This window comes from Marivita sp. (assembly GCF_051859345.1).
Taxonomy (GTDB): domain Bacteria; phylum Pseudomonadota; class Alphaproteobacteria; order Rhodobacterales; family Rhodobacteraceae; genus Marivita.
This window is the reverse complement of the sequence record NZ_JBHYFV010000005.1, coordinates 1-12148: the sequence shown is the minus strand read 5'-3', so window position 1 is coordinate 12148 and position 12148 is coordinate 1. Positions and strand designations below refer to the sequence as shown.

General features: G+C 58.5%; 10 protein-coding genes and 1 tRNA gene. 4 read left to right on the top strand and 7 right to left on the bottom strand.

The features are described 5' to 3' along the window. The first annotated feature begins 8 nt into the window (after positions 1 to 8). The 4 genes from recF (at position 9) to ACTIEN_RS04950 (ending at position 6038) form a co-directional block, all read left to right on the top strand. Entirely contained in the window at positions 9 to 1118 is a 1110-nt protein-coding gene (gene recF / locus ACTIEN_RS04965; protein ID WP_439522009.1) for a DNA replication/repair protein RecF, read from the top strand. Between the two features lie 107 nt (positions 1119 to 1225). Continuing rightward, the gene (gyrB, locus tag ACTIEN_RS04960) at positions 1226 to 3643 is read left to right on the top strand and encodes a DNA topoisomerase (ATP-hydrolyzing) subunit B (RefSeq protein ID WP_439522008.1); all 2418 of its coding nucleotides are present in this window, start codon (positions 1226 to 1228) and stop codon (positions 3641 to 3643) included. Between the two features lie 146 nt (positions 3644 to 3789). Further along, positions 3790 to 5019, top strand: coding sequence for an acyl-CoA dehydrogenase family protein (locus tag ACTIEN_RS04955; protein ID WP_439522007.1), 1230 nt, complete (start codon positions 3790 to 3792; stop codon positions 5017 to 5019). Positions 5020 to 5054: 35 nt separating this feature from the next. Next, positions 5055 to 6038 (top strand): phosphotransferase family protein, encoded by a 984-nt coding sequence (locus ACTIEN_RS04950; RefSeq protein WP_439522006.1) that lies wholly within the window; start codon positions 5055 to 5057, stop codon positions 6036 to 6038. A gap of 20 nt (positions 6039 to 6058) precedes the next feature. Here ACTIEN_RS04950 and ACTIEN_RS04945 read toward each other — a convergent pair. The 7 genes from ACTIEN_RS04945 to leuC all read right to left on the bottom strand — a co-directional run. Next, positions 6059 to 6135: transfer RNA gene (locus ACTIEN_RS04945), tRNA-Pro, on the bottom strand. 101 nt (positions 6136 to 6236) lie between these two features. Continuing rightward, positions 6237 to 7211, bottom strand: a complete 975-nt coding sequence (locus ACTIEN_RS04940) for a DMT family transporter (protein ID WP_439522005.1) — start codon at positions 7209 to 7211, stop codon at positions 6237 to 6239. A gap of 19 nt (positions 7212 to 7230) precedes the next feature. Further along, the gene (gene leuB, locus ACTIEN_RS04935; RefSeq protein ID WP_439522004.1) at positions 7231 to 8337 is read right to left on the bottom strand and encodes a 3-isopropylmalate dehydrogenase; all 1107 of its coding nucleotides are present in this window, start codon (positions 8335 to 8337) and stop codon (positions 7231 to 7233) included. 58 nt (positions 8338 to 8395) lie between these two features. Next, positions 8396 to 9325, bottom strand: a complete 930-nt coding sequence (locus ACTIEN_RS04930) for an endonuclease/exonuclease/phosphatase family protein (protein WP_439522003.1) — start codon at positions 9323 to 9325, stop codon at positions 8396 to 8398. 53 nt (positions 9326 to 9378) lie between these two features. Beyond that, on the bottom strand, positions 9379 to 10215 hold the full coding sequence (locus tag ACTIEN_RS04925; RefSeq protein ID WP_439522002.1) for a hypothetical protein: 837 nt from the start codon (positions 10213 to 10215) through the stop codon (positions 9379 to 9381). A gap of 317 nt (positions 10216 to 10532) precedes the next feature. Then, positions 10533 to 11138: a 3-isopropylmalate dehydratase small subunit gene (gene leuD / locus ACTIEN_RS04920; RefSeq protein ID WP_439522001.1), complete on the bottom strand. Its 606-nt coding sequence runs from the start codon at positions 11136 to 11138 to the stop codon at positions 10533 to 10535. Then, a partial coding sequence (leuC, locus tag ACTIEN_RS04915; RefSeq protein WP_439522000.1) for a 3-isopropylmalate dehydratase large subunit occupies positions 11138 to 12148 on the bottom strand: 1011 nt, incomplete at its 5' end. The genes leuD and leuC, both read right to left, overlap by 1 nt.

Below are 12148 nucleotides of genomic sequence, written 5' to 3'. Positions count from 1 at the left end.
GGGCGCTGTTGCCGCTTCATCTCAACCGCCTCACACTATCGCATTTCCGCTCTCACCTGCATGTGTCGCTTGATCCGGACGCACGGCCTGTTGTGCTTTATGGGCTCAACGGTGCGGGCAAGACCAATCTGATCGAAGCGGTTTCGCTGTTTTCCCCCGGTCGCGGAATGCGGCGCGCCTCTGCTCAGGACATGACCCGCCGCCCCGAGGCTCTGGGTTGGAAAGTCAGCGGCCTTGTCGAAACACCCGAGGGTCTTCAGGACATTGCGTTTCAGTCCGAACAGGGCGCCCCCCGTCAGCTCAGAATAAACGACAAACCCGCGCCCCAGACCCGTCTTGGTGAACTGGTGCGTCTTCTCTGGCTGCTCCCCTCTATGGACCGCCTTTGGATCGAAGGTGCCGAAGGGCGCAGGCGGTTTCTGGATCGCATGACGCTCAGCTTTTTCCCGAGCCATGGCGAAACGTCCCTGACCTACGAAAAAGCCATGCGCGAACGGAATCGTCTGCTCAAGGATCAAGTCCGCGACCCGATGTGGTACAAGGCTCTTGAGACTCAGATGGCGCAGTCCGGAGCGCAGATCCACTCAAATCGCCAACGCGCTCTGGAGCGGATTGGACAGGCACAGGATCAGGCAAGCACACAGTTTCCGGCAGCCCAACTTGATCTGATCCAGACCGAAGGTGAAATGCCTGATACCGAGGCCGAGCTGCGTGTGGCCTTCGCGGAAAGCCGGTTTCGCGATCTGGCCGCCGGGCGTACTCTTGTTGGCCCACACCGCGCTGACCTCTACGGTGTCTTCGCCGCCAAGGGTGTGCCCGCCGCCGACAGTTCCACCGGCGAACAAAAGGCGCTTCTGATTTCCCTGGTGCTCGCCAATGCCCGTGCGCTTGTCAACGATTTTGGCGCGCCGCCAATTGTTCTTCTGGACGAGGTTGCAGCGCATCTTGATGCGACCCGCCGCGCTGCGCTCTACGATGAAATCTGCGCTCTTGGTGCTCAGGCGTGGATGACGGGGACAGGCGCAGAGCTATTCTCGGAACTGGGTCCGCGTGCCCAGTATTTCGAGGTCACGGAGTCTGAAGACGGCACTGTCGTCACAGCACGCGACACCACCTGACAGGTCGTCCGCTGCATGAAACAGCACACCGCTAAATCTTGTGTCTGTCGCGTGACAACCCTTTGGCTTTCGCGTATAAAATAGACAGAAAAACAAAGGGTAAATACATGGCAGACCCCGTACAGGTTCCCGAAGAATACGGCGCGGATTCCATCAAGGTTCTCAAAGGCTTGGAAGCTGTTCGCAAGCGTCCGGGAATGTATATCGGTGACACCGACGACGGCTCTGGCCTTCACCACATGGTGTACGAAGTCGTCGACAACGGAATTGACGAAGCCCTGGCTGGTCATGCCGACTTCGTGCGGGTCAAAATCCATGCCGACAACAGCGTGTCCGTGCGGGACAACGGGCGCGGAATTCCCGTCGACATCCACGAGGAAGAAGGCGTGTCAGCGGCCGAGGTCATCATGACCCAACTGCACGCAGGCGGCAAATTCGACCAGAACTCCTACAAGGTGTCGGGCGGTCTGCACGGCGTCGGTGTTTCGGTGGTGAACGCGCTGTCTGATTGGCTCGAACTGCGCGTCTGGCGCAATGGCAAGGAACACATTGCCCGTTTCGAACGCGGCGATACAGTCAAGCACCTCGAAATGGTGGGTGACGCGGAGGGCAACAAAGGCACCGAGGTCCGTTTCCTTGCCTCGCTCACGACTTTCTCGAACCTCGACTATGATTTCCATACCTTGGAAAAGCGACTCCGCGAATTGGCGTTTTTGAATTCCGGGGTGCGCATCATCCTCGAAGACGAACGCCCGGCCGAACCCGTCAAATCCGAGCTCTTCTACGAAGGCGGTGTGCGGGAATTCGTGAAATATCTCGACCGCTCCAAGGCGCCGGTCATGCCGGAACCGATCTTCATGGTTGGCGATCGCGACGGGATTGGCGTTGAAGTGGCGATGTGGTGGAACGACAGCTACCACGAAACCGTGCTACCCTTCACCAACAACATCCCCCAGCGCGATGGTGGCACCCACATGGCGGGCTTTCGCGGCGCGCTGACCCGGACAATCAACAACTACGCGCAGTCCTCGGGCATCGCGAAAAAAGAGAAGGTCAACTTCACTGGCGACGATGCCCGAGAAGGTCTGACCTGCGTGTTGTCGGTCAAGGTGCCGGACCCCAAATTCTCAAGCCAGACAAAAGACAAACTGGTCTCGTCGGAAGTGCGCCCAGCCGTGGAAAGCCTTGTGAACGAAAAACTGTCCGAATGGTTCGAGGAAAACCCGAACGAGGCCAAGCGCATCGTCGGCAAGATCGTCGAAGCGGCACTGGCCCGCGAAGCCGCCCGCAAGGCCCGAGAACTGACCCGGCGCAAGACTGCGATGGATGTGAACTTCCTCGCGGGCAAGCTCAAGGATTGTTCGGAAAAAGACCCGGCGCAGACCGAACTGTTCCTCGTCGAGGGTGACAGCGCTGGCGGGTCGGCCCAGACAGGTCGTGATCGCCGCACACAGGCCATTCTGCCGCTCAAGGGCAAGATCCTGAACGTCGAGCGCGCGCGCTTTGACCGGATGCTGGGCAGCCAGGAAATCGGCAACCTCGTGATGGCGCTGGGAACCGGGATCGGGCGCGATGAATTCAACATCTCGAAACTGCGCTACCACAAGATCGTCATCATGACGGATGCCGACGTGGACGGCGCGCACATTCGGACGCTCTTGCTCACGTTCTTCTACCGGCAAATGCCCGCGTTGATCGAAGGCGGCTATCTCTACATCGCGCAGCCCCCGCTTTACAAAGTCATGCGGGGCAAATCCGAGGTCTACCTCAAGGATCAGGCCGCAATGGAGGATTACCTGATCCAGCAGGGCACCGATGGCGCACAGCTTTTGCAGGGCAATGGCGAGACCATCCTTGGGCAGGACCTTGTTCGTGTTGTCGAAGAAGCCCGCCAACTCAAACGCGTGCTCGACGCCTTCCCGACGCATTATCCGCGCCATATCCTTGAACAGACCGCGATTGCCGGGGGCTTTGTTCCAGGGGCTGTGGACGCTGATCTTCAGGGTGTGGCCGACAAGGTGGCCAAACGTCTTGACCTGATCGCTCTGGAATACGAACGCGGCTGGCAGGGCCGGATCACCCAGGACCGCGGCATCCGCCTTGCCCGTATCCTGCGCGGCGTGGAAGAGGTGCGCACGCTGGATGGTCCGATGCTCCGGTCCGGCGAAGCCCGCAAGACCGGCAGCTTTACCGAAAGTTTGCAGGCGGTGTACGATTTGCCCGCGCAACTGGTGCGCAAGGATCGCAAGCAGATGATCTATGGTCCGCTTGACCTTTTGGATGCCATTCTCGAAGAAGGCGAAAAGGGGCTGACCTATCAACGCTACAAGGGTCTGGGCGAAATGAACCCGGATCAGCTTTGGGAAACCACGCTGGACCCGGATGCGCGCACGCTGTTGCAGGTGAAGGTCGATGACATGACCGAGGCGGATGATCTGTTCACCAAGCTGATGGGCGACGTGGTGGAACCGCGCCGCGAATTCATCCAGCAGAACGCGCTGAGTGTCGAAAACCTGGACTTTTGATTGGTTCGAATTGGCTGCGCCAATCCGACAGGCTGGGGGCTCTGCCCCCAGACCCCCGAGGTATTTTGAGCCCAAAGAAGGCCAGGAGTGCTCTGGTCGTTCCGTCGTCCCCAGCCTAGGGTGAAAGAAATTGGAGGGAGGTTGGCATGGACCTTGGAGTGTCAAAACCTGTCGAGGCGCTCGTTGCGAAAGTGCGGGACATGGTCGAGACCGAGATCGCACCGCTGGACGCAGAATTCCACGCGGAGGTTGGTGCGCATCCGAGCGGGGATCGGTTTCAGCATACGGACCGCCAGATCGAAATCCTGGATGGACTGAAGGCCAAGGCCAAGGAACGTGGATTGTGGAACTTCTGGCTGACGGACAGTGACAAGGGCACCGGCCTGAGCACCGTCGAATACGCTTACCTGGCTGAAGAGATGGGCAAGGTTCACCTTGCTGCGGAGGTGTTCAACTGTTCCGCCCCGGACACCGGAAATATGGAAGTGCTGGAACGCTATGGTGACCAGTGGATGAAAGACCGCTGGCTCACCCGATTGCTCGATGGGGAAATCCGGTCGGCTTATGTGATGACGGAACCCGATGTCGCCTCGTCCGACGCCGCGCAGCTGGCTTTCGAAGCCAATAAGGACGGTGATGATTGGGTTCTGAACGGCGAGAAATACTGGATTTCGGGCGCGGGTGATCCGCGCTGCGGCCTTTATATCCTGATGGCCTGCACCGCGCCGGATGCGGCCAAGCACAGCCGTCATACGATGTTCGTGATGGACCCAGACACACCCGGTATCGAGGTGCTGCGCCCGATGCATGTGTTTGGACAGGACGACGCGCCACATGGGCATATGCATATCAAGTTCATGGATGTCCGCATCCCGGCCAAGAACATCGTCCTTGGCGAAGGGAGCGGTTTTGAAGTCGCGCAGGGGCGTTTGGGGCCGGGGCGTATTCACCACTGCATGCGCTCCATTGGTCTTGCCGAGAAAGCGCTGGAATTCTTGTGTCGGCGGGGTCTGCACCGCGCGGCGTTCGGCAAACCCTTGGTTGAGCTGGGTGCCAATTACGACATTATCGCCAATGCCCGGATGGAGATCGAACAGGCGCGTCTCTTGTGCCTCAAGGCGGCGTGGATGATGGACACTCAAGGCACCCGTGCCGCACAGCCCTGGATCAGCCAGATCAAGGTCGTGGCACCGCTCATGTCTCTCAAGGTGGTGGACGAAGCGATGCAGCTTTACGGCGCTACCGGGATCAGCCAGGATACGCCGCTTTGGCGGATGTGGACGCATTTGCGAACACTGCGCTTTGCGGATGGCCCCGACGCCGTACACCGACGCCAGGTGGCCCGCGCCGAATTGCGCAAATATACCAACGGATGAATACGGCGTTGGATACCGCAGCTGTCGAGGCATGGATGACAGCACAGGTTCCCGGCTTTCGCGGGCCGATACAGGCCGAGAAATTCGCAACAGGGCAATCCAACCCGACCTTCAAACTGAGCGCGCCGTCCGGTGCATATGTCCTGCGTCGGAAACCACTCGGTCAGCTGTTGAAATCGGCCCATGCGGTAGACCGCGAATTCCGTGTTCAGCGCGCGCTTGCAGGGACAGATGTGCCGGTGACCCGGATGCACGCGCTTTGCGAAGACGGCAGCGTGATCGGGTCGATGTTCTACGTCATGGATTATTTCGCCGGGCGAACCTTTGTCGATCCGCGTTTGCCAGACCTCGGTCCGAATGACCGCGCGGCAATTTTTGATGACATGAACCGCGTGCTGGCAGCGATCCACTCTGTCGATCTGGCAGCAACCGGTCTTGCCGACTATGGTCCGAAAGGGAACTACTACCAACGCCAGATCGACCGCTGGTCAAAGCAATACCGGGCCAGCGAAACCGAGGCGATCCCGGATATGGATGCATTGATCAACTGGTTGCAGGCGAACCTGCCAGAGGATGATGGACGGGTGACGCTGGTGCATGGCGACTACCGCATCGACAACCTTCTCTTTGCCCCCGACAGCCCGAAATGCGTTGCGGTGCTTGACTGGGAACTTTCCACGCTGGGACACCCCTATGCAGACCTCGCGGCGGTGATCATGCAATGGTCCCTGCCCCCCGGAGACGCGGGGCGCGGGTTGGCAGGTGTGGATCGCAAATCCCTGGGACTTCCCGAAGACCAGGCCTTTGTCGACGCTTATTGCGCGCGCATGGGTCTGCCGGGCATCGACCGCTTTGGCTTTTACCTTGCGTTCTGCTTTTTCCGCATGGCGTCGATCCTGCAAGGGGTCAAACGCCGCGCGTTGGATGGCAACGCATCGAACCCGGAAAAGGCACTGGAATTGGGTGCGTTTGTCCCGGCGTTTGCCGCAGGCGGACTGTCCGCATCCAAAACAGCGTAAACGCGACGGTATCTTGTGATTGGTCGGGCTGAGAGGATTCGAACCTCCGACCCCCTGCTCCCGAAGCAGGTGCGCTACCAGGCTGCGCTACAGCCCGACCGTGTCCGCGGACCTACTGCCAGCGTGCAGGTTTGACAAGCCTTGATTTGACGAAAGTCACATCAAGCCGATGAACCGACATGACCTTCCAGCCCAGAATCACTTGTCCACCGGGGTGTTTCGATCCCGAGACCGGCCAGATGACATCAGACCGCTCAGGCGTAACGTGGACGGTGTGCCAATCCGGCTTCTTGTGCGAAGGACCGGGGTGTTTTTCGACGTGCCGGCCTTGCTTTCGCGGAAGACAATATAGATGCCCGAAGCGATGATAATGGTCGCGCCGGCAGCGGTATAGAGATCCGTGGTTTCCCCGAAAAAGAGCAGCCCATAAACGGTCGCCCAAAGGATCTGAGAATACTGCATCGGCGCAACGATTGCGGCCTCTCCGGTCTGATAGGCTGCGATGATGACCCGTCCGGCGATCCATGCCATGATCGAAATGATGGCAAGCATGCCCAGATGTTCGATCGGCATCGGTTTGTAGACAAAAGCCAGGGCAGCCCCCATCAACACGAAATTCGCCACCATCGGATACAGCAGCATCACGACTGTGCGTTCTTCTGCCCCGATCTTGCGGACGACGATGGATGCAAACGCTCCACCAAACGCTGCCAATATCGCCGCGGCATGGCCAAGCGTCAGGTCGGTTGACCCGGGCCGCAATACCACCATCACACCAAGCAGGCCGACAATCACCGCAATCCAGCGGCGCAGGCGCACGACCTCCCCGAGTATCGGTATCGACAAGACGGTGATGACAAGCGGCGTAGCAAAGAGAATGGCGTAGGTCTGCGTCAACGGGAGTGCTGAAAACGCATAAAATGCCGAAACCCCGGTGACCACGGCGCCAACAGTGCGCACCGCCATCCACCATGGATGCACCGGAACCAATGTTCCGGGTTTTCCATCCCGCATCAGCATGATTGTGGCAAGCGGAAAGCTCAGCAGCACACTGAAAAACACGATCTGAATCGGCGAATAATGCGCCCCAAGAGTCTTGATGAAGACATCGTGAGTCGAAAACAGGCCGAAGGCGATCAGGGCCAGCAAAGCTCCTTTGACGTTCGAAGACATGGCTGGCCCCTTGATTGGTTTACAGGCTCGCGTCGAGCGCTGCGACGATGGCGTCGCCCATTTCAGACGTGGACATCGGAGTGCCGTCTTCCGGTCCCATCAGGTCAGCGGTCCGCGCACCATTGGCAAGAACGGTCTCGATCGCCGCTTCAAGGCGTGCAGCCTCATCGCCCTGATCGAAGGAATAGCGCAGCGCCATTGCAAAGCTGAGGATACAGGCAATCGGGTTCGCCTTGCCCTGCCCGGCAATGTCCGGGGCCGACCCATGTACGGGTTCGTACAGCGCTTTCGGACGACCATTCGCCATCGGTGCGCCAAGGCTGGCCGACGGCAGCATTCCAAGGCTGCCTGTCAGCATCGCTGCCGCATCCGACAGAAGATCGCCAAACAGGTTGTCCGTGACGATCACATCGAACTGCTTGGGCCAGCGGCACAACTGCATCGCGCCCGCATCTGCATACATGTGCGACAGCTCGACATCCGGGTAATCCTCGTCATGCACTTTCTGGACGACTTCGCGCCACAGGATGCCCGATTCCATCACGTTGGCCTTTTCCATCGAACAGACCTTGTTGCCGCGACGGCGGGCAAGTTCGAACGCGGATCGCGCGACGCGGTCGATCTCGCTTTCGGTATAGCGCTGGGTGTTGATGCCAACACGCTCATTGCCCTCTTCGAAAATGCCCCGCGGTTCGCCAAAGTAGATGCCGCTGGTCAGTTCTCGCACGATCATGATGTCGAGACCCGCAACCACGTCCTTTTTCAGAGATGAAAAATCGGCCAATGCATCGAAACACTGCGCCGGGCGCAGGTTTGCAAAAAGATCCATCTCTTTGCGCAGACGCAGCAGGCCACGTTCTGGTTTCACGCTGAAGTCCAGAACGTCGTATTTCGGGCCGCCCACCGCACCAAGCAGAACAGCGTCCACTTCCAGTGCTTTTGCCATCGTGTCGTCATGCAATGGCGTGCCATGCTTGTCATATGCGGCACCGCCGACAAGGTCTTCGCTCACGTCAAACTGCATGTCGCGCTTGGCACCATACCAGTCAATGATCTTGCGTACCTCAGCCATAACTTCGGGGCCAATCCCGTCACCGGGCAAAATCAATAGCGAAGCGTTGCTCATCATCAGAGTCCTTTGATCAACTGAGTTAAGCTTCGCCTAGCCTTGCAAGCCTCTATGGTCAAGGCAGGGGCGTATCGGGCAGCGATATGTCCACCGTAATCAGCGCATGCTGCTGATCCGAAAGCACAGGCCAGACCTTGGCAGAATGAACGCGAAGGTCAGACGAGGGCAAAAGGTACGACACCCGCATCGGGCCGGGATTGTCCCACTTTGCCGTCACAAGATCGGGCAGCGGGTCCTGAAATCCGGGCCGCGCCAAGAACTGAGACATCGCATCGCGGTAACCGTCGCCACGTTTCGGATCAAGATTGGTGTTGGCCATGAACGCCAGGGGACGTTGAGGAGGCGGTCCATGCTGCCCGTCCAGAATCTGTTCCCACAGCCGAATCTCATCAAGATTGCGCCGCCCGTTCCGATCTTCGGGTCCGTCAAACACAGGTGCTCCTGCATGCCCTATCAGAAGTGTCAGTTGCAGACCGTCGTCACCAGTACCGGTGATCTGAACAGGCACACTCCAGTGCCCACCGCTCGACACACGCTGAACAGAGACCCCCGTGTCCTCGGGTTGAATATGTGTGCCCGGCATGTCCCGCCAAAGCAGGTCGTTGAATGATCGCAACCGATCCAGCGCGATTGGAAAGCGCGACAGAACGGCAAGCGCCTCTTGCCCGGGAAATCGACCAAAGGCCTGGGAGTCTTCGGGTTCCCCCAAACGGCCATCACCGTCGATATCCTCTCCGGTTGGTATCCCCGCATTCGACCACAACGGCACATGATAGGAATAGCCGCCGTCGATCATCTTCGAAAATTCGGCCAAGGCGGACCCATTGGAATCGTAGTCGAACCGCGTCAGGACAATAATGTCAGCGTTCGCAGTGCCTAGCGCCTCGGCAAATGCCGCCAAATCAACATCCCGTTTTTGCAGATCCCGCAACAAGAGCCCCGGCCCTTCCCGGGTCACAGGCGCATGCCACAGTGCCAGTCGCACATCTTTCGCCCAAAGACCCGATGCCGACAATAGCAGACCGACAAGCGCGCTGATCAGGCAATCTGCAACTCGTCCTCTTGTGCATAGGCGCGTCGGCGTTTTTCCTCGATCAGCGCGGCCACCCGGAACAGCGCGATCCCGCGCATCATCAATGTCAGTGGCAAAAAGGCCCACGCGCACAGCACCCAGATCAAGGCTTCCGGCACCGCAAGCATCGAGGCGTCAAAGGCCCCGATCCACAAGCGCAGCAATGCCGGGATCAGGAATGGCAGCAAAAACCCTAACGCGAGGTTAAAATGTGCGTCCCTTTTGAGCCGAAACAAGACATCACGCCCGGATGTCGGGTCGAACAAGGGCAGATTGATCCAGAAATTGAAGGCACGCTTGCGGATCGGCCAGAAAATGAACCGCGCGTGAACCCAGAACAAGAGCAACGCAATCATCGTCACCAGCAATAGCAGACTGGCAATTCGCGTCGCCCCGTCCACATCAAAAGGCGCAGGCAAATCTGCGAATGTAATTGATATAAGGCGGACCGGTGAGAACGGGAAGTCCAGCATTGACTTCGCACTGACTGCCAAATTCTCGAGCAGGGTCGGCGGCAATGCCGGATCACGCGCCTCAGAGGCGATCAGCAGGGACGCAAACCACACACAAAAGAACAGCGCAAGAAATCGCAGCCGGTTGAACGGTGGCGCGTTCCGGAATTCCAGAAAGGTCGGGTACTCACTGTTGTATTCAGCAAATGTCACGACAGCTGCAACCAGAGCGACCAGTGCCGCCAATTGGGCAGCATCACTGGACGTCCCCGGCAATACCAGGGATGGAACCGCCATGAGAAATGCCATCAACAGCGCACGCACAGCTGATCCGATGATCCGCTTGACCACTCTGGTTTCCCTTCAAATCGGACGGAAGCGATACGATGCCGCAACCTTGTTCCGAATTTGTGCCGCCGGGATCGACGGACTGCCTCATTATCGCCCCAGTTTTGCCCAAGTTCGGATGTCCGCTCAACTCTGGTGATGCTTTATCCCTGTGAAATCATTGGAGTTACACCGAAACTGGTGCGCGATTACATCAGGCCGCTCGGCAAAATATGGCAGCGCATCAGACGACCACAACATCTGGTAGGACGTCGATCCAGACCTCCGAATTGAAAAAGCCGCCCAGAAGGACGGCCTTTCCTATCACGCTTACCGGAGTTTCAAACCCAGGGACGGGCCTGTGAAGCCTGAGTTTCAAAGCTGTCGATCGCGGCCGCCTTTTCCATGGTCAGGCCAATATCGTCCAGACCATTCATAAGGCAGTGCTTGCGAAAGCTGTCCACTTCGAAGGCAAAGCTCTCTCCATCCGAACTTGTCACAACCTGGTTTTCGAGATCAACGGTCATCCGCGCGTTGGACCCTTTCTCGGCGTCCTTCATCAGCACATCGACTGCCTCTTTCGGCAGCACGATGGGCAGAATGCCGTTCTTGAAACAGTTGTTGTAGAATATGTCGGCGAACGACGTGGAAATGACCGACTTGATTCCGAAATCCTTGAGCGCCCAAGGTGCATGTTCGCGCGATGATCCACAGCCGAAATTGTCGCCTGCCACCAGAACCTCTGCCTCGCGGTATTGCGGCTTGTTCAGCACGAAATCAGGGATCTCGTTTCCGTTGTCATCATAGCGCATCTCATCGAACAGGTTCACACCCAGACCCGACCGCTTGATCGTTTTCAGGAACTGCTTGGGGATGATCATATCTGTGTCGATATTCACCAACGGCATGGGTGCCGCGATCCCGGTGAGTTTTTCGAATTTTTCCATTACATCATCTCCCGAACGTCGGTCAGTTTCCCGGTCACCGCAGCAGCCGCTGCCATCGCGGGCGACATCAAATGCGTCCGACCACCCCGGCCTTGACGACCTTCGAAGTTGCGGTTCGAAGTGGCCGCACAGCGTTCGCCCGGGGAAAGCTGATCGGGGTTCATGGCAAGGCACATGGAACATCCCGCAAGACGCCATTCGAAACCCGCCTCTTTGAAGATATCCGCGAGACCCTCTTCTTCGGCCTGCGCACGCACAAGTCCCGAACCGGGCACAACCATCGCCCGTTTCACTGCAATTTTCTTGCCCTTCAGGATTTCAGCTGCCGCCCGCAGGTCTTCGATCCGGCCATTGGTGCAGGAGCCGATGAAAACGGTGTCGATCTCGATATCCGACAGCTTTTGCCCAGCCTTGAGCCCCATATAGTCCAAAGACCGCTGCACGGCGCCAACCTTGCCGCCTTCAAAGCTCTCGGCAGCGGGCACATCAGCCGTGATCGGCAAGACGTCTTCTGGCGACGTACCCCATGTCACGACAGGCGCGATGTCTTCGCCCTTGATGGTCACGACCTTGTCCCAATGCGCGTCGTCATCAGAGTACAACGTCTTCCACCAAGCCAGCGCTGCTTCCCACTGCGCGGCTTTCGGGGCGTGAGGCCGTCCCCTGACGTACTCGAAGGTTTTTTCATCCGGCGCAATCAGACCAGCCCGTGCACCGCCTTCGATGGCCATGTTGCACACGGTCATCCGACCTTCCATCGACAGATCGCGGATCGCTTCGCCGCAATATTCGATGACGTATCCCGTGCCGCCAGCAGTTCCGGTTTTCCCGATCACTGACAGGGTGATGTCCTTTGCCGTGACACCGGGGCTCAGCTTGCCGGTGATTTCGACCTTCATGTTCTTGCCCTTGCGCTGGATCAGCGTTTGGGTCGCCAGAACGTGTTCCACCTCGGATGTCCCGATGCCATGTGCGAGCGCGCCGAAGGCACCATGCGTCGCGGTGTGGCT